Genomic DNA, 26,162 nt, shown 5'->3' with positions numbered 1-26,162 from the left:
CGTTCAAGCGCGGGGCGCCTCCAGCGAGCCAGCAGCCGTGCTCGTACCGTGCTGACCCACTCCCGGCCTCGCGGCACTATGCCTTGCGGCCTCGGAGTCGCCTGCGTGTCATCCAACGTTGTCACGCCGTAATCGTGCGACCTCGGAGAAGGAGATAGGCGGGAAAGCGAAAATCCCACCGAGATTGCAGCGCACCGCTGTGAGCCAGAGCATCAGGCCGGGTGTTCGGTCTGGCCGACCCGCCATCGCTCGCTCGACCACACATCGCCACCTTCCCCCCGCCGTTCGAACGTATGACCGATACATGTTTGGGATGCCGAGGCCGCTGCGGCTCCGGACAGGACGGCCCAGGTCCGCCGCTACTTGCCGAATGTTCAGTGCCCGAGACGGGTGGCGCCGGATCGTCGCACCTCGCGGGTGATCTCGTCGCGCCTCTCAGCTCGCGCAGCTGGTAGGCCACCGACGACGTGCTGGACAGACCTACGGTCCGGGCGATCTCCCGCACCACCGGCGCCTCACAGCGTCCTTTGCACGGCACCGGCACCGGTGTGGGTGCGTGTGGCTCGGATGCCCAGCCCTCGTGTGGTGCGCCCCACGGCTGCCCCCGAGCAGCTCAGCGACTGGAGTCGCTAACGCCGGCCGCAAGCTGCGCCACAACATCCAGGACACCCTGCCCGAACGCCGTTGGCGCCACAAGGATGCCGAAGACCAGCACGATCAGCACCGTCAGCTTCTCGTCATTACGACTGCGCGCCTGCGTACGCCGCCCCAGGCGTACCACGATGATGACCGCCAGCAGTACCGCCACATTGATCGTCAGCACGACAACCCCCACTGCACACCTCGTCTCCACCTCCGGTGTAGCGGGCACAAAGCCCCTGGGGGCCGGTGTCCGGTGAGGTTGGCGTCAATGCTCCTCACGAAGGCCGGATCGACGGTCTTGCCTCGGGGATGCCACCAGTGGTGGAAGACAAAGCCGATCATGGGCCTCAAGGCCCCCGTTACGGACCCGGTGCGAGCCGTCCGCTTCGTTCCCGCACGCACGCACCTCATAGCCCGGACCGTCATACACGGCTCTCGTGGACAACAGCGACGGCCCAGAACTGCCGTCGGCCGACGCACTAGTCACACCCGCCCACCGGGTGCGGCCGTCGCGAGCGATGTCCAGCCACAGACGGCCCCAGTCCGAGATCATCCCGCCGGCCCACGCCCAGTCGTGACCGCGCCGGCGCTGGACGTGCAGCGCCACCCACGGGCCGCGGCTGTCCTTCACCCCCATAGACGTGCGGTCGCTCGCGGCTTTCAGCTGCCCGCACCCGCCGCGCTGGACATCGGCCGTAGCAGCGACCAACCGAGCAGCAGTCCGGCAGCCAGAGTCACCGCGAAGATCGACCCCAACCACCAGCGAGGCCTGGCCGGTTACGGGTCAGATCTGCCGTTCACCCCCACGCGCAACTCGGACGCCGGATAGGTTCGATGCTGGTCCGTGCCGCACGCACGCGGCACGGACCGTCTCCACGCTGCACAACGACGCCCCGGTAGGCACCCTCGCCAACGCAAAAGGTCCGGCAGGTACCCGCAGGCGGGGGAAGAGGTCCTGTCAGCGGCCCGACCGGGCGGACCGGGGGCCGTCGGCCCTAACGACTGATCCCGCCCTGCTTCTCCAGCTGACGCAGCTGGTACTGAACTTGAAAGCGTAATGTCGGCTGCTTGGATCAGGTGGTCACCGCTTGCGGCTGGGGCTCCACTCGTAGGCTCCTGGAGCCGTCTCGATGACTTCGCGTGGCCAGGTCAGCTGGACCTGCTCCAGGCGCCGGAGGTGCTCGGCGATCCAGTCTCCCTGGGGCCGGGTTCCCAGGAGCGTCGTAAGGCGGTCCGGGTCGCTGACCTGAATCGACAGCCAGCCGCCTTCATGCATGTGGATGCCGAGGCTCAGGCCGCGGTCTCCACCGATGCTCGCGGTCTGGCCTGGTTCGAGGTTGGACAGCTCCTGCTCCCAGGAGTCCAGGTCATGCTGCAAGAGGTAAAGGTCGAGCCGGGCGTCGACGAAACTCGCGGAGACGAGCACGTCCGCGTGCAAAATGTCGTGGCCCGTCAGCACGCCCGGCTGGAACCGTCCCGTGACGCGCACGATGCAGCGGTCCCCATCCGGATCGGCGAGGTGGATAAGGTCCATCGGAGCGGGCTCCGTCATGAAGTTGCTCGCTTTCGTGCGCCGGTGTGGGCTGCATCGTCTCCTCTCGCCGGACGAGCAACGCAGTCGGGCTCCAGCACGAAGGAGTCACGTGCACAGAGCCAATCCGGTGCCGACGAGGCAGCCGTCGATCACGTCGGGCCGGTACCGCCCCCATAGTTTCATGTTTCATTTCGCTAAAAGCTTGCGGCCTCCACCTGGAGGCCGCCATTATTTACTTCTCTTCACCCACCTGCTTCCAGTGCGAGAAGACGGTGGTGACAAAAACAACAAAACTAAAGCCAATTTGAATAGGGATTGCAACTCCTGAAATATTCATAGCGGTCTCAATCAGGAGACAAACCGCCAAAACTGTAAACTTGCGCCAGAACTCGAACTTAGACATACGTAAACCCCTCTATTCATTTTGGGCATAATTTAGTCCCTTCTTTTGGGTACTAAGCTTGCAAGGGAGGCGTCTCCCCTGCCTTCTTCCAGAAGACTAGCGGGTTCAGCAACGGCAAGTCAATATGGCTCTAAAACCGACAGAATGGGGCCCAGGGAAATGGCGATTTCGTTCTGGACTGACCGCCCAGGGACTAATTAATGAGGCCGCTAGAAATTTACTGACGCCTTCAGGCTGTGGGAGTCTCCTCCAGACTGGACTTCGTGTAGGGCTTCTGAGGTCGGCCGCCACACAGAAGTGGGGTGAAGGGCAGAGCAGTAGTTGTCTCTGGTCCCACGGCAGAGCCCTTGAACGACTGACGGAGGGTCCTACGAGGGGAGCCGTCGTCTCGGTCACAGAACGGGGAGCGCTGAGGCGACGTGGGTGATGCTCAGGCCGTTGAGGTGGTCCCCACGGCCAGCGCGGGATCGAAGCGTTTGTCTCCCCCTATCGTGAACAGCCCATGATCCCATTGGGTAGGGTGAGCCCGATTCCTATCCCGGAGGCCCTGCTTTGATGCCCGACCTGCTTGTCGTCGCGGCTCTGTCGGAGGCTGTTGAGAACGCCTCGGCCGCACGCCCTCTAGGCTCACGAGGCTCCCGCGGTGTGGTGGCGGACAGCGACCCCGCGGAACTGACTCCTACCGCTACGGCCGTGCTGGCTGCGATTCCGGCGTGGTGGAGAGCGCAAGCCACAGCTGCTGGTCTTGCTGGTCGCTGGCTGGAGATCGAGACAGCGCTTCAAGCGACTCCCCCTGTGGATGTTCCAAGCGATCCGCCCCTTGGCGACTCCTGGGGGGTTCTCACGCCCGAGCAGGTGGGGGCTGCGTACGTTGAGGCGCTCTCGTCGGCTACGCGGGCGCGGCACGGTCGTCACTACACGCCTCCCGAGCTCGCTTCGCATCTGTGGGAGCTTGCGCGCACTTCGCTGGACCTCCCCCCGGGGAAGCAGGTTCTTCCTGGGCCAGTGTTGGACCCTGCCTGCGGTGCCGGCGCTCTTCTTCTGCCGGTGTTGAGGGAGCACTTGCATGCTTCTTATGGTGTTGATCCTGCGCTGACGCTCGCGGGTCTTCCGAACCTGGTCTTCGGGGTCGATACCGATCCGGCTGCCGTGTGGGTTGCCAATGTGGTGTTGGCTGCGGAGATGCTCCCCACTCTTGCCCGCGTTCCCGAGAAGGTGCGCAGGCCGTTGCCGGCTTTGGCGCGCGTGGGTGATGGGCTCTCTGCTTCCGGGCCGAGGGCGCGTGTGGTGGTGATGAACCCGCCTTACGGGCGTGTGCGGTTGTCGCCTGCCGAGCGTGACCGCTACGCGCACGTGTTGTACGGGCACGCGAACATGTACGGACTGTTCATGGCGGCAGCTGTGGCGTCATTGGATGACGAAGGTGTTCTTGCCGCACTCGTTCCAACGAGCTTTACCAGTGGTCGTTATTTTGCGAAGCTGCGGACCTATCTTGGCCGGGAAGCCGGGATGAGTGCCGTCACCTTTGTTGAGGACCGCAGCGGCGTGTTCACCTCAGTTCTTCAAGAGACCTGCCTAGCCACTTTCGAGCGGCGCAGGAGGCGGAAGACGCGTATCAGCAGTCTCGGCAGTACTGAGACTACGATCGCGAGCGTTAAGGCTCAGAGAACCGGCGAGCCTTGGGTGTTGCCGCGCCGGTCGGACGACGCCCCGGTCGCTGCGGCTGCCTCTGCAATGACAGAATCACTCGCGTCACTTGGCTGGCGTGCTTCTACCGGTCCTCTTGTGTGGAATCGTCGCAGCGCCGACTTGTATCCGTCGTGGGGGCCGTCTCGCTCGCACGTTATCTGGGCGGCCGATCTTGACGGTGGCGTCCTTCACCGCGACGCTGCCCGCGACTCGATGCGGTACATGGCTCTGACCGCACCCTCTGACCCGAAGATCATGGTCCTGGACCAGCCAGCCATCCTCGTGCAACGCACGACAGCTCCCGAGCAGTCACGGCGCCTAGTCGCCGCACTGCTAGACGATGATGCGCTGAAGGCTCGCCACGGACGGGTCACTGTTGAGAACCACGTGAACGTCCTGAGGCCTACCGCCGCCGACCCGGTCCTCACAACTGAGGCTATGACCCGGTTGCTGGCGACCAGGGCACTGGATCGGGTGGTGCGATGCATCTCGGGTTCCGTCGCGCTCAGCGCGTACGAGCTGGAGTCGATCCCGCTGCCTGACCGCGATGTAGTAAGCAAGTGGAACGATCTTGAGGGTGACGCGCTGGAAGCAGCAGTCGCCGCAGCCTACCGGCCGGAAGGCATTTGATTTTGAGGAAGATCATCGCGCCCGCCGAAGCCGAGCGCCGGTTGCAGATTATTTTTCCACGCGCCGCTTTCGATACCGTTCTTTCCTCACCGCTGGCAGGAATGGCAGTCGCCTCCCTGATTTATGTTGAGGCAGTATGTGGCGCAGGAGACGACGTCGAAGTGGTCCAGTGGGCGCGCCCTTCTACTGTGGTGTGGATGTCCGAAGGAGTCTTGGAGCGATGCACAGATGCTGAGCGCCTAGCCTGGCGTGCTGCCGCCTCCAGGAACAGCAAAGAGGTCGAAAAGCTCCAGGCTTCATGGGGTATGCCATTCCAACCCAAATACAAGGACAACACTCGCGAGACTCTGCGAGATGAGACCTTTCGGAATTGGCGGGAACACCACGCGATCCGGAAGAGGGCTGGCCTTCCCAACAACAGCAGCAAGCCCACGTGGTCTCTGCTCAACGATTTCGCCGATCTCTTTGACCCCGACATGCCTGATGAGGCTTTCAGAGAAGCCGCCCATCAGTGGCGAGACAAGCACATGGAACCCGGGACGAAGCTCAAGGCGGTTCATGCGCTCAACGCGGAAACGGCCGAACACGCCGTAGTGGTGACCCTTCCCAACGGCACTACCCGAGAGCTCGAGCCCGGTGCGTCTTCTCTCATAATCAAGGGTGTCATCGAAGAGTGGGCTCCAAGTCGACTTGGTCAGCCCGTCCTGCTTGCGATCTCCGAGCCGGGCGACAAGGTGCATAAGGGGGATGAAAAGATGTTGCAAGCGCTGAGCATCAAGATCGACCCCAAGGACGTGCTACCCGACATCCTCATGGCGGATGCCAACTCCACCCCCGTGCAGTTCTGGATCATTGAAGCAGTAGCGTCCGACGGTGCAGTAACCACTCAACGCCGCAAGGCACTTCTGGCATGGGCTGCACAACAAAACATCAAACCGGAGTACTGCTCATTCCTCAGTGCTTTCGGATCCCGCAATGCGGCCCCCGCCCGGAAACGGCTCAAAGACCTCGCTTCCGGCACGTGGGCATGGTTCGCTGACGAACCCGGCCACGAACTCGCCTGGTACCAGATTCTCCCGACCGCGGACGATGCCTGACGGTCAGACAACAGCCGTCCCGCTGCTCAGCCCTGCTACGCAGCGGGACGAGTCGCGCAGCGTGCTGAGTGCACAACTCTCGCCGAACCAAGTGTGGCCTCTGCCTGACCTGCCTCAAGAGAGAAGTGATCTTGCTGCCCCGGATCAGGTGCTCACCCCGGTGATGGTGTCCGCGATCAAAGCCGGCAGATGATTGATCGCGCGTCCCATGAGCTGTTCGATCGGGACGGCGTGTTGGCTGGTGTCGACGCTGATGAGCGTGCCCCAGGTAGCAGGTTCGTAGCGGGCGACCCGCACCCAGCTAACCCTCCAATTCTGTGGTCCTTGTATCTCTTTCTGATGCCGTCGAGGTAGCGGGGTGCCCAGCACTGGCTCCCAGGCGGCGCTTGGCGGTGCGTTCGTGGATCCGGACAGAGGGACGGGGCATTCCCATCACGCGAGCAGTTTCCTCGACGGAGTAGCCCAGCAGGGAGCGGAACACCAGGACGTTGTATTGCCGGGAGGATAGTTGGGTGATCTTTTCGGATAGATCGTGATCTATAGTCCGTAGGCCCAGCTGGCGACTCAAGAGGGGGATTGTCTGCTCGCTGGTGACGAGTGAGGGCTCGTGGTGCTCACGTCGTACGGCATCGAGAACGCAGCCCAGCAGAATGTCGAAGCTCCTGCGGCTGAGGTTGTCCGTCAGAAGCAGTCGATCCCAGGTGGCGGAGATCCTCGCGAAGGCTTCGTTAACAACTGCTTCCGCATCGTCCACGTCGCCGAGGTGAAGCCTGGCGTATGCGAGATAGTGATCTTTGCACTGAGTGTAGAACCCATCGAACACCATCGAGAGTTCGCCGCCGACGTCTAGGAGTGGAGACTCCGAAGAAGAGGTGTTGTTCTGCGGCGGCCGATGAGCAGCTTCCCGGGCTCGCGCGGCTTGGTCTGCCTTCCAGTTCCTGAGGTCTTCCGGGCTGGCGTCACTGCGGCTGCGGTGGTGGTTTGGGCAGAGCAGGATGAGGTTGTCGAACTGGTCCGGGTGAGGCGCATCAGCAATCGGCTCGATGTGTGCGATCTCTACGGCGAGATTGGCTTGTTCGCCGTCCCAGCGCACTAGAGGGACGGTGCATCCGGGGTATGCACACGAGACCGCCGTGCCGTACAGGAGGGCAAGCATTTGCGTGGTGGGCCGACTGCCTCGCTCTCCTCGCAGCCGTCTCCAGCACTCCCAGACTGCGGCTTGTTCGGCCTCGGTGGCGTCAAAGGCCGTGAGGAGAGAACCCAGAAGGCCCTGCGAGGGAAGAACCGTTCCCTGGAAGACACGGCTCAGACTGCTGGGGCTCGCCTGTACTTGCCGGCCCAGGGTGCGCAGGGGCCACGCGCCGGCGCGGCCCCTGAGCGATGTCAGATAGGCGGCCAAGTCTGCGTGGGTTTGTAGTGTGGCTGGGCTGGCAGGCGGAGTCTGGTGGAACTCCTGGGCGAAGAGGGCATCTGCGAAGGCATTCCGCCGTAGCTGGGCGGCAGCTTCGGCGTCGATGCCGAGCGCGGGAGCCATTGCCGTGATGTTGTCCTCGGTGGGCAGCCGAGTACCGCTCTCGCTCGCGTAGATCGAAGAGAGCGGCACGCCGCTGGCGTCGCTGAGGTCCTGTACGGATAGCCCTGCGTCTTCGCGCAGTGCCCGTACGGAGCGCGCGAAGTCTGCGTACTTGCCCTGCGCCGGTTTGGCCAGGCGTGGCATCAGTGGCCCCCTGTCGGTCGGCGTCGTCTCCTGCCGATCATTTTCTCGTCTTTGTTTTCTCGCGTCAACGGAACAAGTGTAGAGTCCGGTGGCACGGTGCCACGACCTCCCGGGGCACAAGCGTCAACTCACATCGTGCCAGGAGGGCTCGTGAGTCCGAAGACCGTTTCGGCGCCGCCGCCGAACGATCTGCACGCGATCTTGTTGGGTCGCATCGTGCCAAGGTTCCTGGCCGGCGCGACCTCCTCCGCCCGGCCGCGCGTACTGCTCGTCGCGGGCCCTCCCGGCAGTGGCAAGACCACGGCGGCCGACCGGCTCCAGGCCCTCGTGCTGCCTCACGCCGTGCGGATCTGCGCCGACCTGCTGAAGCCGGTTCACCCCGGCTACGCCCCGGCCCTGGCTGTGGACGAGCTGCACGCCGGACTTGTGGTTCGGGCTGACACCCGCCGTTGGGCCCAGGATCTCGCCGTCCACGCGCGGCTCCTCGGGACCGACGTGGTGGAGGAGACCGCACTGGACGAGCCGCAAGCTCTGCGCGAGCTGAGCGCGGCCTACCGGCTGGCCGGGTACCGCATCCACCTGCTCGTTCTGGACATCCCCTGCGCGGTGGCTCAGCTGCGGATCACCGCCCGGCATCTTCAGCACGCCCGGCAGTTCGGCGCTGTCCGTTATGTGTCCGCTGCCCACAGGGCGGCATGCGCCGACCGGTTGCCCGACACGGTCGCCGTGGCGGAGAGCGAACGCCTCGTCGACCGCATTACCGTGCTCGGGCACGGAGGTCGCGTCCTGTACAGCAACGTCCTGACCGGCGGGTCCTGGGCTGGGCCGCACGGAGCGGCGACTGTCGTGGACGCTACCCGCACCCAGATGTGGGAGGAGCGGACCCAGACGGGCTTCGACCGGGCTGCGGCGGCGGTGGCCCGCGAGCTGCGCGAGGAGCGGCTCACCGAGCAGCGCAGGCAGACGGGCATTGAAGATCTTGAGGAAGCCCGTGTCCTTGCCGCCCGTCAGCAGCCCATGCCGCAGACGGGCGAGGGCTTTGGATGCCTGCCCCACGGTCAGCGGCAGCGCATCTTCGACCGTGACATCGTCCCGCTCCACCTGAGCGACATCACCGCACATGACGACCCACACGTCATCTACGTGATGAGCCAGCCCGGCGGGAACAAAAGCGTGCGCTCGCGCGAGATCATGAATCGATACGCCGCCCGCTCACCGACGCTGATCTCAAGCGACTTCCTGAAGGCCGCCCACCCGGACTACCGCAGGCTGACTCGGGAGAACCCCCGGACGGCCGGGGCGATCATCCGCGCGGACTATTCGTTCTGGAAGCAGCAGTCGGAGGCCCGCGTACGCGAGCGGCGGGGCGACGCGGTCATCGAGACGGCACCTGGCGCACCGGAGGAGTTCTGCTCCAGTGTGGCTGCCTTCGTCGCCGCCGGGTACCGCATCACGCTGGTCGTGGTGGCGGTGCGGGCCGCCGACAGCCGTCAGGCCACCGCTCTCCGATACTTGGAGCAGATGCGCCGCCAGATGCCCGCCCGGTTCACCTCGGCAAGCGGCCACGACCAGTGCTTCACCGCAGTCACCGCTTGCACGGCCATCGCCGTGCACATGACGTCCGTCACCGCGATCCAGGTCGTCGACCGCGAGGGCCGCCCCTTGTTCGCCCCCGGCACGGGCGCACTCACCGCCACGGTGAGTGCGCCCGCCGCTCTGGACGCTGAACGATCCCGCCCCTACACCCACGCTGAGGCCGAACTCTTCCGCAACCACCAGGTGGAACTCGCCGCGCACCTTCCTCAGCACCAGGCGGAACTCGACGACATCGCCGCCCTGGCCGCCCCTCTGCTGCCGATGGCCCCGCCGAACACCAGCAGCGAAACCGGAACGCCCTTCGGGTAAGGAGGCCACGCCATTTAGCGTGCCGTCTCGTCCCCTTCAAGGCGGGCCAAGACGGCACGCGCGGTCTGAGTGATGCGCTCGACGCCGACAGCATCAGCGCGCTGCAGATCCCGCAGTACCGTTCCATAGGCGGTGCGTTCCCGGACCAGGTCAGCGATCAACGCGGCATCCGGATCCGGGCGCCGCTCCGCGATATCGATCTGCTCGGCGTAGAAGGCTAGGACGGCAAGGACCGCGTCCCGGGCAGCCTCGAACTCCACCTGCCCAACGGGAGCAGGCACGGGCTCGGACTCGGGCATGACGGCAACTTCCCTGACCTCGACATTGGCGTAGTGCCCCATTGTGTAGACAATCCCTCTGACGTCCAAGCACCGGCCCCCCTGTGGGCTGCAGATCTGCGGTCATCGTGCGACTGCGCCTGCCGCCCCTGACCATGGGGGATCTGTCATCAGGCCTTGTGCAGGCGTAAGTTGAGGACATCGGCGATCACTTCAGGGGTGAGTGTGCAGCGGGACCTGCGTGCGGTTTTCGGTTCGAACGACCGGAGTTTCCAGGCGGCGGAGGCCTTCACCAACCGGCAGTCCCAGTGGCAGACGGTCGCGGCCGCTCTCACCGAGCACCTTCATCGCCTGGCCCAGCCCACCTTCGACGTGCAGGACCTGGAGACGGGGCGCCGCAATCTCCTGGTGTTCCATGGAGTCGGCGGCATCGGCAAGACCACCCTCTCCCGCAAGCTCGAGAGCGCCCTCCAAAATGCCGGAGACCGGCCCGCGCAATGGGGAGAAGCCCTCTGGCCGCCGGACCGGCAGGTCCTGCCTGTACGGATCGACCTCGCCCACTCCGCGTACACCGACTTCGAGCGGGTCGTGCTGACGGTACGGCTCGCCCTCACCTCGATCGGCCGCCCGCTGCCGGCCTTCGACCTGGCGCTGCGCCGGTACTGGGAACACCAGCACCCCGGGGAGCCCCTCGATGAGTACCTGCGCCGCGGCGGTCTCGCGGGCCGGTTCGGCCAGGTGCTGCCGCAGCAGTTGCAGTCCGTGCTCGCCGATCTCGCGCAGATCCTTCTGCTGCCCGGCACGGTCGGCTCGGTGGTCGGCCAGGTGACCGCATCCCTCGTCAGCGCGCTGCGCGAGCACCGGCAAACGGTCCGGGCCCTGGCCGGCTGTACCCGCCTGGCCGATCTGCTGGAGGCCGAGCCGGACCTGGACGCCTTCTCCTACTACCCGCATCTGCTGGCCTGGGAGCTCACCCGGCTCCCCGCTGACAAGTCGGTGGTGCCCGTGATCCTGCTGGACACGTTCGAGGACACCGGCGACCGCACCCACCGCGACATGGAGCGTCTGCTGCAGCGCCTGGTGTGGCTCATGCCGAACGCGTTCTTCGTCATCACCGGCCGCTCCCGCCTACAGTGGGCCGACGAAGCACTGCAGGGCCAGCTCGACTTCACCGGCCCCACCGCCTGGCCCGGGCTCGGCACCCCACACGTACCCGCGGCACGCCGGCCCGCTGCCGCGGCAGCTGTGGGCCGGCAGATTCTGATCGGCGACTTCTCGTCCGAGGACTGCGACGACTACCTCACCCGCCGGTTATCCCGGAACGGCCAGCCTCTCATCGACACCGAGATCCGGCAGGTGATCACCAGCCGTTCGCACGGTCTGCCGCTCTATCTCGACCTGTCAGTGATGCGGTTCCTCGAGATCCGCCGCAACGGCCGTACCCCCGCCACCGCCGACTTTGACCACGACTTTTCCGCGCTGATCGCCCGCACCCTTTCCGACCTCACCGGGCCCGAGCGGCACGTGTTGCGCGCCGTGTCCCTGCTCGATGCCTTCGATCTGCCGCTCGCCGCGCGGGCCGCCGGCCTGACCCACGAGGCGCCGGCACTGCGCCTGATCGAGCGTCCCTTCGTCCGAGAAGACCCGTTCGGCTTGTGGCCCTATCACCTCCACAGGCTGATCCGCTCCACTATCCGCGATGCCGACGATCACGCTGACGACCGTTGGTCCCTGCACGACTGGCACCAGGCCGCCCAGCGGATCTTGACCGCGCTGGGCGAGCAGTGGACCGCCGACACCAGCCGCGACAGGCGGCTCCTCGTGGGATGCCTGCGCCAAGGCCTCACCCTTGCCCGGGATTACAACCTGGACCTCGACTGGCTCACCGACGCCGCCTGGACCTACGTGGGCGACTCCGTCTGGGAGCCGATCACCCCACCCTCCGCCGACGTTTCGGCGGCCGGCACGCCAGCCGACGCCCTGGTGGAACTCATCAGCACCCTTACCCGACGCCAGCACGAACATCGTGCACGCACCGTCCAACGGCTCACCGCCGTCCTCGACACAAGCCTGCTCCCCGCCAGCCTGAACGAAATGGCGCTCTACTACCGGGCCAAGTCCCTGCGCGACACAGGTAATGCAGCCGCATCCCGCCACGACTACCAGCAGGTCGCCGACCGAGGCGGCCGCCTCGCCCCGGCCGCCCGGCGTGGCCTGGCACACGCCGCACGTCTGAGCGGTGACTTCCCCGCCGCCCTCGCCGCCGCCCAGACTCTCGGCTGGGAAGGCCGCCACCAGCGCGTGCTCGGCGACCTGTACTGGCTCCAAGGCCAACCCGAACGCGCCGCCACGGCCTACCTTGCCGGACGCACCGAAGCCGAACAGCACGGCAAGGCTGGCGAAGCCGCCCACAACCAAGCCCTGCGCGCCTTCGCCATCGCCCTCTACGACCCCGACCAGGCCGCTGCGGAAATCGACCTCGCCCACCAACTCCTGACCGGCCTCAACCTGCGTGCCACCACCATCAACGTCCGCAGGGCCGAACTCATCCGCGATGCAGGCAGCAACAGCATGGCCGACCGGATAGCCGCGCTGCGCACCGAGCTCGAGATCGCCGGCCTCGCCTCGCTAGTCCCCTCGATCGAGCTGGCCGACGCCTTCCACCAGGCCGTCCTGGACGACCACACCGCGATGAACGCCACCATCGCCCGCCTACGGGAACACACCTCCGCAGTCGACCACGCCTACTTCGTCGACATCGCCCACTTCATGGCCGGCCTCCCCCTACCTGCCGGCCATCGCCCGCCCGTCTGGCTCGACGGGGAGCAGGCTACCCGCGAACGGTGGCGTCAGCTCATCGCCGCGCGGCGCGCCCATCTGCGGGGACAGCCGTGAGGTAAGGGAAGCCCTCTCTGGTCCGTGGCGTCCTGCCCCTGCCAAAGGTCAGGACGTTGCGGGCAGTGCCATCCCTACGGGATCAGGCGGAGAGGCACACAAAAGCGGAGGCCGCCCCGTAGGGCGGCCTCCGCAAAGTCTGAACCCTGGGCGTATAGCCTGCTCAAAGTGAGCTACTAGGGACGATTCCAGGGTCTTCGCTGATTATTGTACATAGAATCGCGCACCGTGCCCAGTACGACACCTCATGGCCCCTCCCAGCCGCCCGTAATAGCTCTGATCAGCCAAGATCGGCTTGCTCCCTACCTGGCGGCCTGTGGCGGCAACGCCGGCGACGCTCTGACTCTGTACTGCTGGAACAGTGCGATGGCAGCCGCCTTCTTCCAGGACCTCGGACATCTGGAAGTGATGCTGCGCAACAGCCTCGACGGTCGGCTCAGACAGCGCCAGCAACGTCGGGGAAGGCCTCAGGAGTGGTTCGACGACCCGAGTCTGCGACTGGCCCCCAAGGCCCGCACTGACATCACCGAGGCCCGCCGACGGGCCTCCATCGCCGGGGCCGCAACCCCTCGCGGGAAAGTGATCGCCGAGCTCAACTTCGGGTTTTGGCGTTTTCTTCTGGCCCGCCAGTACCAGACCACCTTGTGGCCTGACCTGGCCGGCGCCTTCCCCCACGCACCTCGCCGAGCCCTGACTCTCGTGGAAGATCCGCTCAAGCGACTGCACAAATTCCGCAACCGCATCGCCCATCACGAAGGCATCTGGCACCAACCTCTGGAACGCCGCCGTGATGACCTACGTGACTTGCTGACCTTCATGGACCCCAACGCTGCCGCCTGGGTCGCCACCTCTTCGAGAATCGACACCGTTCTTACTCAACGCCCTTAACAGCTACACCAGCGGGTGCAGTTTGCTGCGCAAGAGACCACCGCTAGAGCCGCGCTCCCTGTGAAATCGGCAGGTTGCCGGCAGCGGGGATCGGATCAGGGGTACTCGTCAGGGTGGCGTTGCAGGCGCGCCATAGTCCATGCCGTGCTCGCGTCCATTCTTGGGCCGAAGTCGGCGGCGTGATTCACTTTCGCGTGAGGCTCTGGTCAGAATCCCGGATCATCAGTAGGCGTATGCAGAGCCCGAACGCAGTGCGCTGAGCTGATGGCTGCGGCTCGTTGGGGCCTACGCGGCGAAGCCGACGTTGGTGACGTACTCGTACTGGCCCCACTGGGAGCCGAGGTCGATGACCTGCTCCACCCACGCGTCGTCCAGCTCCTGGTCGGCGCCGGCCGCCCAGGCGGCGACGATGCGGTCCCAGCGGCGCACGTTCATGTGGCGCAGGCCCACCTCGCGCTGTCGGGGCCGGTCGACCTGGGACTGGTTGATCGGGTGGATCTCCACCCGGGTTCCGCGGCCTTCTCGGTTGAGGCGGGCGAGGAGGTAGCGGGCGACGTTCTCGCGTCGCACCGTGCGGTAGACCTGCTCGATCTTCTCCAGGGTGGCGCGGCGCGGGGTGACGCTGCCGTCCCGCCAGCCCTTCAGCTGGGCCTTGGTCGGGGTGAAGCCGAGGGCGGCTGCGGCGGCGCGGGCGTGGGCGGTGCGGGTCAGGTAGGTGAGCCGGGCTGACAGGCCGCGGCGGGCCGTGATCGGCGTGGCGATGTAGCCGGCGAGTTGGTCGAGCTGGCGGGCGACGGCTTCGTGGCCCTTGATGCCGCGGGCCCCGAACTTCCCGAACTCGATGTTGCGCTCAGGCATGGTCTCTTCCGATTCCTCAAGTCTGCGGAACACTGTACGGGCTTCTGGCGGCCGATTGCCGGCCCCGGCGTGGGAATGCCGGGGCCGGTAATCGTCGCTAGGAGGGCCCGTCAGGGGCGTTCTCGGGCTGCTGTGGATCACTGGTGTCGGTGCCGACGGTGTAGACGTCCTTGACCTTCACCTCGGTGACGCCGCGGCCCTCGGGGAAGACCGCGCGCCAGTCGCCGATGACGTGGAGTTCGTCGGTGCCCATGGCTCGGACCACCATCAGGCCCTGGTCGTAGGCGTTGAACGCCTTCATCCACAGGTTGGCGAAGGCCTGGCTGCGGATGAGGTGCATCCAGTCGGTGCGGTAGAGCTCGCGGTTGTAGTTCGATTCCCCCAGCGTGGACACGAACTTGGAGTACATCGCCTTCACGTACTCCAGCGTCACCTCATCGCCCTCGCTGATCGCCTTCTCGCGGGCATCCCGGAGAGCGATGCGGAACTTCTCCAGCAGTCCCTCGGTGGAACCAGACGTCCATGACTCGTGGATCTCGGGCGGGTCGCACAGTCCGTACTTGGGGCCGGCCAACCGCTGCAGGAGCCGCAGGGTCGGTTCGGTCACCCACAGCGGGCCGGGTTCGTCGCGCTGGCCGACAGGGTTGGGCAGGACCGCGTCGTGCTCCCACACGGGCGGGGTGATCAGGTGCAGGCCCGAGCGCTTCTTGTCGTGCACGTTGCCGGTGGAGTGTTCGAGCTGTCCGAGCGGCAGGTGGGTCTTGAGGGCGGACAGGTAGGCGCCGTTGATGTCCAGCGCGGTCACCTCGTGCCTGCCGGGCGGGAGCTCGGGGCGGGTCCACTTCGGGCGGGCCTCCCACACCTGGTCGGCGCCGCGCGCGGACGCCTTGCGCAGGATGTCGGGGAGCCACGGGTGGGCGACGATGTCGTACCGGCCGCCCTTGCGCGTGTGGTCCAGCAACGCCATCGCGTCCGGGATCGCTCGCTTCACCAGCGCGGCCGTCGCCGCCTCCAGGTCGCCGCCATGCTCTTCAAGGGCGGCCGCCACAGCGGAGCCGATCGGATCGGGGACGTCGGCGGCGGCCTGCACCCGGCGCCCGATCGGCGCGACCTTCACACCACGCCCGGCGCCCCGGCCGCTCCGCGCAGGCTGCACGGGCCCCTGCGGCGGCACGGCCCGCGCAGGCCGGGCAGACCTCGCAGACGCAGCCAGCTCAGGCGCAGCGTCCGGCATGGGCCTGGCGAGGCCCGCGCCAGACGTGGTGGCGGGTGCCGGCGCGGCGGCCGCGCATTCGGCGGGGTCGAGGTGTTGGGGGAACCCTTCCACCTGGTGGCGTGCGGGCTGCCCGCACAGCACACACGGCTGCGGCACGGCCAGGGCGTCAACGTCGTCCAGGACGTCGGCCTGGTCGGCGCCTGTCGGTTCGTCGCCGGGTACCTGAGCGGCAACAGCGGCGGCAGCGTTCAGCTTGGTGGCGGCGCCCTCGAGGAAGTACGCGTACTTCTCCCGCAGCTCACCGCCCGGCTCCCGGCCCGCCTCCCACCCCCCGACCGTGGAGGGGCTGACCCCGAGGGCGGCCGCGAGCTGGGCACGCGAGAGGTGCAGCTCCTCACGCAGCCGACGCCGTTCTTCGGCAGACGGCAGCGGGGTCCGCTCAGGTGTGGCAGTGGCGAGCAGGGCGTCGATCGCGCTGTGATCGGTCATCGTCTGTCCTTCCCGGCCGGTCACGTCTGGGCCATGTCGACGAAGCGGCTGTAGTGGCCCTGGAAGGCGACCGTGACGGTGGCGGTGGGGCCGTTGCGGTGCTTGGCAACGATCAGGTCGGCCTCGCCGGCGCGGGGCGTCTCCTTGTCGTAGGCGTCTTCGCGGTGCAGGAGGATCACCATGTCGGCGTCCTGCTCGATGGAGCCGGACTCGCGCAGGTCGGAGACGAGCGGCTTCTTGTCGGTGCGCTGCTCGGGGCCGCGGTTGAGCTGGGACAGGGCGATGACGGGAACCTGCAGCTCCTTGGCCAGGAGCTTGATGCTGCGGGAGATGTCAGAGACTTCCTGCTGGCGGCTTTCTGCGCGGCGGCCGCCGCTTTCGAGCAGCTGGATGTAGTCGATGACGACCAGGTCCAGGCCGCGGTTCTGTTGGATGCGACGGCACAGGGCCTTGATCTGGGTGAGGGTGTTGACCTGCTCGTCACTGATGACCACAGGGGCGGTGCTGACCTTGTCGCTGACGTTAGCGATACGCGTCCAGTCCTCGGCCGTCGTGGTGCCGCTACGCAGGTGGTGCAGACCCACGCGTGCTTCAGCGGACAGGATGCGCATGCCGAGTTCGCTCTTGCTCATCTCCAGGCTGAACACGGCGGAGCTGAGGCGATTTTTGATGGAGGCGGCGCGGACGAAGTCCATGGCCAGGGTGCTCTTGCCCACGGCGGGGCGAGCGGCGACCACGATCATCTGTCCAGGCAGGAAGCCGTTGGTGAGGTTGTCCAGGTCGGTGAAACCGGTCGAGATGCCCTGTTCCGTGCCGCCGTGCTGGATGGCCTGGATTTCATCGATAACGTCCGGGAAAAGATCGTTCATGGCGGTGTAGCCGGTGCCGGCGCTGGCGGTGGCCTGGGTGACCTGAGCCAGTGCCTTCGAGGCGTTGTCCAGGATCTCGTCGGCGTCACCTTCGCCAGCAGCGGCCATCTGCGCGATCTCGGTGCCGGTCTGCTGCAGGCGGCGCAGCTTGGCCCGGTCCAGGACGATCTCTGCGTCGTGGACGGCCAGCGTGGTGCTCGGGCAGGACTCGATGAGCTGGGACAGGTAGACCTCGCCGCCGACACGGGCCAGTTCGCCGTCCTTGGTCAGCTGGTGTCCGAGGCTGATCAGTGTGACCTCGGTTCCGGCCGCGTACATCGAGGTGATCGTGTTCCAGATCGTCTCGTGCACGGGCAGGTAGAACGCTGAGCCCTTGAGCGGTTCCAGGGCCTCGGAGATGTCACCGATGGCGTCCTTGGACAAGATCGCCGCCCCGAGCGCGGAACGCTCCGCGGCCACGTCATGCGCGGCCCGGGTGGGCGCGCTCGCGGGGGCGGTCTCACCGGCCCCACTCTCGCCGGGTCGGCTGCTCGGTACTGTGGTCATGTGCACTCCTGAGCTCGGTGTAGTGGCTGGTGATGGGTGCCGCGCGGGCCGCCCTGGCAGGGGTCGGCCCGCACTTTTGTCCGTCAAGCGTTCAAAGCGGCGTTGTGTGCTTCGTGGCGGCGAGCCTGCTCCTGCTCTTCCGCCACCCGCCGACGTTGCGCGGCGGTAAGCCGTGGCCGCTTACCGCGCGCAGCATCATCGGCGGCGGCCCCGGCCGCGAGTCCTTTGACGTAGGCCACCACATCAGCAGGCACCGCGGTCTCCACTCCACCCGGACCCGCCTCCTGCCCCGCGCTTTCGCCGGGAGCAGGAGCCGTTTCCGCGCCAGGCGGGACCGCTGCGGCGCGGGCGGCCTGGCGGGCGGCCTTGATGCAGGCGCTGCAATCGCCCTCTCGGAAGCCTGGATGCCTCTCGCACATCCCGGCTGGTGCGGCCGGACGTCCCGGGGCGGGCTTGCGCGTACGCATCGGCAGCGCCGCGATCCGCTTGTGTTCCAGCAGCCACAGGTAGTTGCTGCCGCCGCCCGGGTTCGACATCAGCTGCTGGCGCAGTTCCTCGCCGAAGGGCCAGCCGCGCTCGAGCGCGGTGCTGGCGAGCAGCGGCGCCAAACGATCGGCGTCTGCGGGCCCTACATGCCAGGGGGCCGAAAGCGACAGCAGCAGGGACCGGGCCTGCGCCACCTGCTCATCGGAAACGTCGCACCTTGCCCCCGCCGGCTTCGGGGCCGAAGCGTCTGCGGGTGCTTCCCCCGGCCGTGCAGCGGCACCGTCGAGCGGCAGCTGCTGCCCCAAGGCCATGCTCCGGTCGCGGGCCTCCCCCGGCACGGGGGCCCGGCTCGCCAGGTACAGGGGCAGATCTTCGATCCGCTCCTGCAAGACGACAGCAATGTCCACCTTGCCGCGGGTGCGGCGTGTCAGCTGTGCAACCAGCGCCGGGCCCAGCGACCAGCCCTGCGCGGCAACCGCTTCCGCGAGCAGTGGCGCCAGCCGCCCGGCCGTCTTGCGGCCGCAGGCCCAGCGCCCCGGCAGCAACGCCAGGAACTCGCCCGCCTTCCGCACGGCTACCTCATCCAGCTCAGGCACCCCGCCTGCCGCAGTGGAGGAACCCTTCAGGGAGGAGGAATCCTCCTCCCTAGAGAGGGGGGGAGTGGGGGGGAGGACCGCCGACGCGTTGGATTTCAACGGATCGCTCTGACCTGCACAGACGTTGGATTCCAACGCGTCGGATTCCAACGGATCGGATTCCGGCGCGTTGGATTTCAACGGATCGCTCTGACCTGCACAGACGTTGGATTCCAACGCGTCGGAACGGGGGTCCGGGGCCCGATCCGTTGGATTCCAACGCATCGCTCTGACCTGCGACGCAGCGTCCGCGTCGTTGCTCACGTGATCGGGGTTGTTAGTGGGGTTGCGGTAGACCGCAAAGGCCCACGCAGGGCGCCCTGTGGCGGGGTCGTAACCGTCGCGTTCATGACGGACATGGCCGGCCTTCTTCAGGCGGGCCATGACCCCTCGCAGCCGGGAATCGCCCATCTTCCAGCCCGACGCCTGGAACTCCGCAGCCAGCTTCGCCGTCGCGGCGGGCTTGCCTGGATCCCGCAGCAACAGCCGGATCAGAACCCCGTAGTCCTCCGGCTGCAATACCGGGTGATGCGCAAGGGCGTAGGGGACGACGACCTCCTCAGGGGGCTCCCAGGCCCGCTGAATGGTCGAAGACGAGAACTCCGCGTCAGTCATCTTCACCGGACACCGTCCGAGTCCAGCGTGACGACGCCTTCGGTGAGCAAGAAGTCCATGGCGCGACGTACGTCAGCCAGACGGACCGGCAGCCCGTCATCCCCGCGCATCGCCCGCTCGGTCAGGCCCGACCAGAGAGCGTCCGCGTGGCGGGGCCGCCCGTCCTGCTCGCAGGCCCGGAAGGCCAGCAGCACCACCAAGCGAAGCGGCTCCGGCCCACACAGCGAGAACTCTTCAAGCGTGATGCGGATACCGCCCTCGGCCGGCGGCTCGTGGGCAACGGTGAAAAGAGTGTCGTCTCCGAAGTCAAAGTCGTCGGATGGAGACGAGTCGAACGGGTTGTGCTGGCTGTGCAACTGGGTCATCTCCCCAGGTCGGGGAGCCGCAACCAGCGGATGTGACCTATCAGGGTCCCGGAGTAGTGGCGTTGCGCAATGTACTGCGCATACTCTGGGTATAGGTGACCACGCAGGCCCTTGGGCCTACGGGTATCACCCGGCAGACGAGGTCACCTCGCTGCTCACGACTCAGGGCTTTGGTAGGGCTGAGTCGAATGCTGTGAAGCGGTCTTTCCGTTGTGGCGACGGAGGGGCCGCTTCGGCATTTCTAGGGGGCTTGGGCGAGCATCGGTCTCCTTAGCCTGCTTCTCGAATCGGCTCCGAGAGTGTTGCCGCCTCGGGGTGCTTGTGTGCCCAGCCTTGGAGAAGGCGGACGTAAGCCTGTAGGTGACGCTGGCGCGGCCGGGCAGCGCCAACCTCCCACCGGTTGAACGAGACGCGCGAGACGCCGAAGACCTGGGCGACCTCCTCCTGCGTCAACCCATCGGCCTTGCGCAGGCGCGCGCGCACCTCAGGTGATGGCAGAAGAGCCGGTCGCGTCAACAACGCATCAACGGCATCGAGTAGCTCAGACATCCCTTCCCCCTCACTTAGCTTGATCCGCAACTTTACACAACTCGTGACTCGGAATGGTGAAGTTGACGGCGTGTTGAATGGGAACTCAACGACGTCGCGTACGGCGCCGTCACCTTCAACAAAGAGGAGTTGCTCTGTGGGCCAGCCGACAATGGGCATCCTCCACCCCGGGAGCATGGGCGCTGCCGTTGCTGCGTGCGCCGCGACGAACGCAGCAACGGTGCTGTGGTGCCCAGCTGGACGTAGCCCGGCCAGCATCGCTCGTGCGGAAAGGTACGGCCTAGAGCCAACCGTTTCCGTGGCGGAACTGTTGGACCGTAGCGATATCGTCCTCAGCCTCTGCCCGCCGGCCGCGGCTGAGGACCTGGCCCGCGACGTTGCCGGGCACCGCTTCGCTGGGATGTATGTGGAGGCGAACGCCATCAACCCCGAACGAGCGCAGCGGATCGCAGCACGGCTCGAAGCGAACGCGACCGTCGTGGACGGCAGCATCGTCGGCTCCCCGCCGGTCGGGGACAAGACGCCGACCCTGTATCTATCCGGCCCGGTCAACGCGACCGCGCGTATGGAGGCGCTGTTCCAGGGCACCGCGGTCCGAACGGTGATGCTAGGCACGGAGGTCGGGAAGGCGTCCGCGCTGAAGCTGTCGTACGCCTCATTCCAAAAGACCAGCCGGGTGCTGGTGGCGCTCGCAGTCGGGATGGCGCGTGAGTACGGCGTCGACCAGGAGCTCCTTGAGGTCGCCTCGAAGCGCACCGACTCGTATCTGTCCGAGCCGCAGTACGTCGCCAAAACCGCGGCACGCGCTTGGCGCTGGGGCCCGGAACTGGAGGAAGCCGCCGACGCGCTCGCGGCCGCCGGCCTTCCGCCGGAGATGCTGCGCGCCGCCGCGTCCACGTTGGCACGGTGGCACGACGCCAAGGACGACAGCTCGCTCACGCTCACCGACGCCTTGGACCGACTCGCCCAGCCGTAGCCCGTGCTCATGCCGTCGCCGCTCCCGCCCGCTGCGCCAGCAGCTGGTCGATGAGTCGAGCCGCGTCCTGCGGGCCCGCCGCCGTGGTGTCCACGGTCAGGTCCCAGGTCGTACCCGGGTGCGCGTCCAGGTCTTCGCGGGTCGCATCCCACGCCGTCAGGCGCGCTGCCGTGTCGCTGTCGCCGCGCCCCGCCGACCGCTGCTCGGTCACCTCACGCGGGCACCACAGCAGCACCACCGACCAGTCGGCCGGGTAGCCGCCCACCAGCGCCCGGATGCCGTCGACCTGCCCGAGATGCACCACGGGCACCCCGGCCGCGAAGGCCGCGTCGAGGCCGGGCCGATCGATCGCGTACGTGTTGCCGTACCGGGAGTTCGCGTAGACGACGTCACCCGCAGCCTCCAACTCGTACAGCTGCTGCGCTGTGCCCATCCGGTAGCCGGCCGACTTGCCCTCCCCGACCTTGAGCCGCGCGAACTGCGCGTACCGCGAGTTCAGCGCGGTGAGCGCGGCGGTGACGGTGTCCTTGCCCGACGCAGGCGGGCCGTACAGGATCACCCCGCGGTTCGGGCTCATGTGTACATCGCCCCCATCGCCTGCCGAGCCTGATCCGCGAGCGTCACCGCGGTCCCCAGCCGGTTGTCAACGACCAGATGCGGCACCGCTGGGCGTAGCTCCAGGTCGATCGTCGCCATGTACTCGTCCCACCGCGCCAGCTTCCAGGCGTCCCGGGCTGCAGAGCGGAAAGTGATGTACTCGCGCATCGACTCCTCATCGCAACGCACCCATACAGGGAAAACATCGACGCCCATAGAGGCGGCCCGGTTGGACAGACGCTGCATCCAGTCGGGATCGGTCATCTCGGAGATGAACGGCGCCGACAGAACCGTGCTAATTCCGCACTTGATATTGGCCATAGCCGACTGCATGAGGCAGTCGTACTCCAGCGATCGGACACGCTCCCGATAGAGCTCCGTGTGCCGGTCATTTGGATCGCCGCCGAGTGCCACCAACAGACGCTCCACGAGAGGCCGGGTCAGCGGGTCCTTGTCGAGCAGCGGCCAGCCAGTGAGCTGAACGAAGAAGCGGGCGAGCTCCGTCTTCCCGGAACCTGCGAACCCGCCGACCAGGATCAGGACTGGACGGTGCGGATCGCCACCGGTGTGTCGGCGCTTCCACGCGTCGATGATCCGCTGCTGCAAAGCGACGTGCCCAGCATCCTCAGCTCCTGGCGAGATGCGGTGGATCGCCCGCTCAACTGCCAGAACGTGGGCCCCGTTGAGACGGTCCTCAGTCGGCGTCAGCTTGAAAGAGGTCTCCTCCCCAGGCAAAGCAGCACGGAAGCCAAGATCGGGTTCGGTCGCCCGGTAAAGGAGGCAGTAGGCGCGCCGGTAGTGAGGACCTGGATAGACCTCCCCTTGCTCGTGCTGCCACAAGGTCTGAGGATTCGCAGCAGGAATCCCCCGCAGTTGCGCCTGTTCGGCGACCTCCCGCAGCCGCTCGCCAGCTTTCTCCAGGGTCAGGCCGTGGGCCTCACGCTGCTCGCGCAACATATCGGGCCGCCACCCAACGTGGTGTTTCCCCACCGTCTGAGCCTCCGTCGTCATGATCCGGAGCCTAAAGCTGGCTCCCACTTTTCCGTGTGTACGCAGATGTTGAGAACCCGTGTATGAGCCCGTGTACGGATCTCTACAAGCCTTCGTGATGTTGCTTTGAAGCTAGGAACAGTGTGATGACCCACACAAGACGAGCCGTCGAAGGGGAGTCACCGTGAGCCAGTTGAAGTCCTCAAGCGTCGAACGCGTAATCCAGGACGTACGCGGCGCTATCAAGCGTCATCTCGTTTACCTCGACCGCGCTGCCGTCGGCGTCGAACGCTGTACGGCAGAGCTTGATGACTGGCCTCTCCAGGGGCATCTCCAAACCTTCAGCCTCTTTGGCAGTGGGAAGCCGACAGCGGATCTCTTCTCGGAAGTGTGCTGGCGCGTGGCCGATCTCGGAGAGTCGGGCGTAGGTACCACCTTCACCGGTGTCCACCCGAGTGATGGCCGTGCCTTCCACGAGATGGAATGGCAGGTACGAGGTGGCGAGCATGACGGGGCGGTCATCCAGGACGAACCTTCGCGAACGGGCACATACAAGCCCGTCTTCCGCGATGTTCAGCATCCCGGCGATGTGGCTAGGTGCTGTCGCCGTGTCCACGCGCACGTCGATGGTGACCGGGCGTTCTTCATCTGCGGACCAGATCGACCGCCCAGCGCCCCATTGCGAGCGGGCGAGCCGTTGAATTCCGTGACGGCGGATCGGGCGGAAGGACAAGACTCGAGCGCCGGCACCCCTCTTCGTCTCGACAAGCCCTTCCGTTCGCAGGATCTTCAGCGCTTGGCGGGCTGTCAGCGGGGCGACGCTGTACTGCTCCGCGAGTGCCGATTCGCCTGGCAGCCGATCGCCCGGGGCGTACTGCCCAGTCTCAATCTTTGACTTCAGGTCGTCGGCAATCCTCTGGTACTTCGGCCGCACTGGGCTCGTCTCCCTAGGCATTCGTCTCCCTACCTCGCTAGCGATCGTACGGCTGGTTGCTACCGAGGCCTCGGCTGGTCTGCCTGGATCCGCGCCGGAGCCGCGACGCGAATCATACCTCGCTAACGTACTACTTGACATCGCTAGCGCGGAGAGTTCTACTAAGGGCACCTCGTTAGCGAGGTAGGCGCTCCGGTCGGCCTACTCACGTAGGGCGACGAAGGGGGCACCACCTGCAGTACGCAGGACGCACTTCCCCGAAAGGGGAGGGCCAGGGTCGATAGCTCCATCAAATCCCCTGGGCCGGTCACCTGGCCGGATGCCTCCTACAGCACGTCGCAGCGCTGATGCGCTGTCCGATCAGCCAGGACTCCGACCTCGGTTGTGCACCTGGCGGCCGGAGAGCACACCCGCGACGCAGCCCCGCCCCTCCGCTGTAAAGGAGACTCCCTTTGTCCGAGACTCTCGCGACCAAAGAGCCGACGGCCCGTAAGCGCCGCCGCAAGCCCCGCACCCGGACTATCAGCCCGCTGCCGGCGATCGTCGCTTCCAAGCTTCCGCTCGTAGAGATCGACCTGACGCCGGGCCGGGAACACCTCGTGTGCCCCAACTGCGAGCGCTGGACGCCGATCACCGGCGTACTGGGCACCCCGAAGCTCGTACCGCACCACGTTGAATCCGCCAGGTCCCGCACCGAGAAGCCTCACCGTTGCTCTGGGAGCAACCGCCGCGTCGACATCGACATCGCGATCGAGGACTGGCGCACTGGGTGGACCGAGGGTGCCGCAACCGCAGTTGCCCGCCGCAAGACCAAGGTTCTGCCGAAGAAGCCCGGTGTCGTGCCGACGCCGGTGCACCGGCTGGCCTCCGTGCCCGCACCGAGTAGCCGCCTGCTGGCGGCGCAGGCCCGGGCCCGGGCAGCCGTGAATGAGCACCGTGGCAGCTGCGAGGTGTGCCGGACCGGACGGACCCGCTGCCCCGTCGGCCGCGAGCTGGAGATCTGCATGGGCCACACCGACGGCGCCGTGCGAGTGGCTCACGAGCAGCACGAGAGCGCGCTGCGGGCGGCTGCCGCACCGTCCATCCCGCGCGCCCAGCAGTGGCGCCGGGTGGACTCCCGGGTGTCCCGTACCGACACCCGCCGCTCGCAGATCCCCGATCACGACGCCCCGACCCAGGGTCCGGCAGTCCCGGTGATGCCACAGGACGTGGAGGCGCACGACCGGCGGCAGGCCGAACTGGGCAGGCAGTACGCCCGCAAGGCCCCGGCCGCTTCGCGGGCAGCGACTCAGCACTGATAGATCGAGCCGGGAGGACTGATGGACGACGGCATCACCCTTGAGGAGATGTGCGCCCGGTACGAGGCCATGGACCAGGAGGAATACGAACAGTTCATGGCACAGCCGGATGACACCGAGCCTGACCAGAACAACTGATCGCCACTCACCCGGAAGGAACGACCACGGTCCCGGCCACCTCGTGAGGTGGCCGGGACCGGCTGCTCGTACAGCAGCCCCCCGATGTGGAAAGGACACCGCCATGCCCAAGCCTGTGCCCGTGCCTGCGGACCCCCGCACCCCCGAGCAGCGCCTGACCGACCAGCTGGCAGCCGCCCACCGGCAGTTGATCGCCTGCGTCCTATCACGAGCCGAGCGAGCCGAGGTCGCGGATCGCATCCACGCCATCAACGACCAGCTGCGCCGCCCCCACGACTGACCGCAGCCTGCGCTGCCCGCCGTCGACCGTGCCCCGCCTCGTGTGGGGGTCCGGTGGCCGGCGGAGTGCGCAGGACGCACTCTCCCGCCGGTTGCGGCGGTTCCGAACGCGACGAACCCCCAGGGATGCGCCCCTGGGGGTTCTTGTCGCAGGCCCACCCTCACGAAAGGCCCGACCTGCATGCCCAGCATCGCATTTCCCCTTGAGGCCGCCAGCCCCCAGCTCCCGATGCGGCCGACCCCGCACGAGCGGGACGGACGCCAGCCCGCCCCCTCCACCAGCCGCCCCCACCCTCAGCAGTCCGTCGCGGAGGAGATCGGCCCCCGGCACCCGGGCGCCATCTACCAGAACATCGACGGCCGCTTCGAGGTCCTGGCGCTCATCACCGACCCGGTCGAAGCGGCGCAGCTGCTGCGCCGCGACTCCGCGCGGTGGGCGCTCATCGTCCGCGACACCCTGCGCCCCGACGGCCAGCCATTCGTGGTCGGGACGGTGTGGGTGGAGCACTCGGACCACCTGGTGCGGGCCGCGACATCGGCCTACACGCCTGCTGCCTGACGATCCGCCACGGCCCGGCTCCCACCCCCGCACCGGTGAGGTGGGAGCCGGGCCGTGGCTGGCCGTCCGGCCAGCCAGAAGGCGA

The 26,162-nt window shown here is 66.8% G+C and carries 24 protein-coding genes; 9 read left to right on the top strand and 15 right to left on the bottom strand.

The window, feature by feature from the left end; all coding sequences use genetic code 11:
• Positions 1-613: 613 nt before the first annotated feature.
• The 3 genes from ACZ4VA_RS37375 to ACZ4VA_RS37365 form a co-directional block, all read right to left on the bottom strand.
• Positions 614-823: a hypothetical protein gene (locus ACZ4VA_RS37375; RefSeq protein ID WP_468084349.1), complete on the bottom strand. Its 210-nt coding sequence runs from the start codon at positions 821-823 to the stop codon at positions 614-616.
• 900 nt (positions 824-1,723) lie between these two features.
• Positions 1,724-2,176 (bottom strand): DUF5959 family protein, encoded by a 453-nt coding sequence (locus ACZ4VA_RS37370; RefSeq protein WP_468084347.1) that lies wholly within the window; start codon positions 2,174-2,176, stop codon positions 1,724-1,726.
• A 232-nt stretch (positions 2,177-2,408) separates the two neighbouring features.
• A complete protein-coding gene (locus ACZ4VA_RS37365) occupies positions 2,409-2,579 on the bottom strand; it encodes a hypothetical protein (RefSeq protein ID WP_468084345.1) in 171 nt (56 codons plus the stop codon).
• A 555-nt stretch (positions 2,580-3,134) separates the two neighbouring features.
• On the opposite strand from ACZ4VA_RS37365, the gene ACZ4VA_RS37360 reads away from it, so the two are divergent.
• Together ACZ4VA_RS37360 and ACZ4VA_RS37355 are read left to right on the top strand one after the other, a co-directional pair.
• On the top strand, positions 3,135-4,898 hold the full coding sequence (locus ACZ4VA_RS37360) for an Eco57I restriction-modification methylase domain-containing protein (RefSeq protein ID WP_468084343.1): 1,764 nt from the start codon (positions 3,135-3,137) through the stop codon (positions 4,896-4,898).
• A gap of 2 nt (positions 4,899-4,900) precedes the next feature.
• Positions 4,901-5,995 (top strand): BsuBI/PstI family type II restriction endonuclease, encoded by a 1,095-nt coding sequence (locus ACZ4VA_RS37355; RefSeq protein WP_468084341.1) that lies wholly within the window; start codon positions 4,901-4,903, stop codon positions 5,993-5,995.
• A gap of 144 nt (positions 5,996-6,139) precedes the next feature.
• On the opposite strand, the gene ACZ4VA_RS37350 is transcribed toward ACZ4VA_RS37355, so the two are convergent.
• Together ACZ4VA_RS37350 and ACZ4VA_RS37345 are read right to left on the bottom strand one after the other, a co-directional pair.
• The gene (locus tag ACZ4VA_RS37350) at positions 6,140-6,292 is read right to left on the bottom strand and encodes a YaaC family protein (RefSeq protein ID WP_468084339.1); all 153 of its coding nucleotides are present in this window, start codon (positions 6,290-6,292) and stop codon (positions 6,140-6,142) included.
• A gap of 4 nt (positions 6,293-6,296) precedes the next feature.
• Positions 6,297-7,712: a helix-turn-helix domain-containing protein gene (locus ACZ4VA_RS37345; protein ID WP_468084337.1), complete on the bottom strand. Its 1,416-nt coding sequence runs from the start codon at positions 7,710-7,712 to the stop codon at positions 6,297-6,299.
• A 216-nt stretch (positions 7,713-7,928) separates the two neighbouring features.
• On the opposite strand from ACZ4VA_RS37345, the gene ACZ4VA_RS37340 reads away from it, so the two are divergent.
• Positions 7,929-9,617 (top strand): zeta toxin family protein, encoded by a 1,689-nt coding sequence (locus tag ACZ4VA_RS37340; RefSeq protein ID WP_468084335.1) that lies wholly within the window; start codon positions 7,929-7,931, stop codon positions 9,615-9,617.
• Positions 9,618-9,631: 14 nt separating this feature from the next.
• Here the strand turns inward: ACZ4VA_RS37340 and ACZ4VA_RS37335 are convergent, their stop codons facing one another.
• The gene (locus ACZ4VA_RS37335) at positions 9,632-9,958 is read right to left on the bottom strand and encodes a hypothetical protein (RefSeq protein WP_468084333.1); all 327 of its coding nucleotides are present in this window, start codon (positions 9,956-9,958) and stop codon (positions 9,632-9,634) included.
• 162 nt (positions 9,959-10,120) lie between these two features.
• On the opposite strand from ACZ4VA_RS37335, the gene ACZ4VA_RS37330 reads away from it, so the two are divergent.
• Together ACZ4VA_RS37330 and ACZ4VA_RS37325 are read left to right on the top strand one after the other, a co-directional pair.
• Positions 10,121-12,790: an ATP/GTP-binding protein gene (locus ACZ4VA_RS37330; RefSeq protein ID WP_468084331.1), complete on the top strand. Its 2,670-nt coding sequence runs from the start codon at positions 10,121-10,123 to the stop codon at positions 12,788-12,790.
• A 366-nt stretch (positions 12,791-13,156) separates the two neighbouring features.
• Positions 13,157-13,678: a hypothetical protein gene (locus ACZ4VA_RS37325; RefSeq protein ID WP_468084329.1), complete on the top strand. Its 522-nt coding sequence runs from the start codon at positions 13,157-13,159 to the stop codon at positions 13,676-13,678.
• 285 nt (positions 13,679-13,963) lie between these two features.
• Here the strand turns inward: ACZ4VA_RS37325 and ACZ4VA_RS37320 are convergent, their stop codons facing one another.
• From ACZ4VA_RS37320 to ACZ4VA_RS37295, 6 genes are all read right to left on the bottom strand, one after another.
• Positions 13,964-14,536: a transcriptional regulator gene (locus tag ACZ4VA_RS37320; protein ID WP_468084327.1), complete on the bottom strand. Its 573-nt coding sequence runs from the start codon at positions 14,534-14,536 to the stop codon at positions 13,964-13,966.
• A gap of 97 nt (positions 14,537-14,633) precedes the next feature.
• Positions 14,634-16,241, bottom strand: a complete 1,608-nt coding sequence (locus ACZ4VA_RS37315) for a helix-turn-helix domain-containing protein (protein WP_468084325.1) — start codon at positions 16,239-16,241, stop codon at positions 14,634-14,636.
• Between the two features lie 20 nt (positions 16,242-16,261).
• A complete protein-coding gene (gene dnaB / locus ACZ4VA_RS37310) occupies positions 16,262-17,656 on the bottom strand; it encodes a replicative DNA helicase (protein ID WP_468084323.1) in 1,395 nt (464 codons plus the stop codon).
• An 83-nt stretch (positions 17,657-17,739) separates the two neighbouring features.
• Positions 17,740-19,392, bottom strand: a complete 1,653-nt coding sequence (locus tag ACZ4VA_RS37305) for a hypothetical protein (protein ID WP_468084321.1) — start codon at positions 19,390-19,392, stop codon at positions 17,740-17,742.
• A 2-nt stretch (positions 19,393-19,394) separates the two neighbouring features.
• Positions 19,395-19,757, bottom strand: coding sequence for a hypothetical protein (locus ACZ4VA_RS37300; protein ID WP_468084319.1), 363 nt, complete (start codon positions 19,755-19,757; stop codon positions 19,395-19,397).
• Between the two features lie 270 nt (positions 19,758-20,027).
• Positions 20,028-20,306 (bottom strand): helix-turn-helix domain-containing protein, encoded by a 279-nt coding sequence (locus tag ACZ4VA_RS37295; protein WP_468084317.1) that lies wholly within the window; start codon positions 20,304-20,306, stop codon positions 20,028-20,030.
• Between the two features lie 136 nt (positions 20,307-20,442).
• Between ACZ4VA_RS37295 and ACZ4VA_RS37290 the strand changes: the two genes are divergently transcribed.
• A complete protein-coding gene (locus tag ACZ4VA_RS37290; RefSeq protein WP_468084315.1) occupies positions 20,443-21,282 on the top strand; it encodes an NAD(P)-dependent oxidoreductase in 840 nt (279 codons plus the stop codon).
• Between the two features lie 7 nt (positions 21,283-21,289).
• Here the strand turns inward: ACZ4VA_RS37290 and ACZ4VA_RS37285 are convergent, their stop codons facing one another.
• From ACZ4VA_RS37285 to ACZ4VA_RS37275, 3 genes are all read right to left on the bottom strand, one after another.
• A complete protein-coding gene (locus ACZ4VA_RS37285) occupies positions 21,290-21,859 on the bottom strand; it encodes a phosphotransferase-like protein (protein ID WP_468084313.1) in 570 nt (189 codons plus the stop codon).
• A complete protein-coding gene (locus ACZ4VA_RS37280; RefSeq protein WP_468084311.1) occupies positions 21,856-22,890 on the bottom strand; it encodes a P-loop nucleotide/nucleoside kinase family protein in 1,035 nt (344 codons plus the stop codon). The genes ACZ4VA_RS37285 and ACZ4VA_RS37280 overlap by 4 nt, the downstream gene beginning before the upstream one ends.
• A 181-nt stretch (positions 22,891-23,071) precedes the next feature.
• Positions 23,072-23,824 carry a GntR family transcriptional regulator gene (locus tag ACZ4VA_RS37275; RefSeq protein WP_468084309.1) on the bottom strand — a complete coding sequence of 251 codons (753 nt, stop codon included), beginning with the start codon at positions 23,822-23,824 and terminating at the stop codon, positions 23,072-23,074.
• 431 nt (positions 23,825-24,255) lie between these two features.
• Here ACZ4VA_RS37275 and ACZ4VA_RS37270 point away from each other — a divergent pair, with 431 nt between their 5' ends.
• The 3 genes from ACZ4VA_RS37270 (at position 24,256) to ACZ4VA_RS37260 (ending at position 26,077) form a co-directional block, all read left to right on the top strand.
• Positions 24,256-25,101: a hypothetical protein gene (locus tag ACZ4VA_RS37270; protein ID WP_468084307.1), complete on the top strand. Its 846-nt coding sequence runs from the start codon at positions 24,256-24,258 to the stop codon at positions 25,099-25,101.
• Between the two features lie 241 nt (positions 25,102-25,342).
• Positions 25,343-25,519, top strand: coding sequence for a hypothetical protein (locus ACZ4VA_RS37265; RefSeq protein ID WP_468084305.1), 177 nt, complete (start codon positions 25,343-25,345; stop codon positions 25,517-25,519).
• A 180-nt stretch (positions 25,520-25,699) separates the two neighbouring features.
• Positions 25,700-26,077 carry a hypothetical protein gene (locus ACZ4VA_RS37260; RefSeq protein ID WP_468084303.1) on the top strand — a complete coding sequence of 126 codons (378 nt, stop codon included), beginning with the start codon at positions 25,700-25,702 and terminating at the stop codon, positions 26,075-26,077.
• Positions 26,078-26,162: the final 85 nt, after the last annotated feature.

The sequence above is a fragment of the Streptomyces sp. NPDC028308 genome (assembly GCF_055565855.1).
The sequence above is the reverse complement of the archived record's forward strand: the minus strand, read 5'-3'. Positions and strand labels throughout refer to the sequence as shown.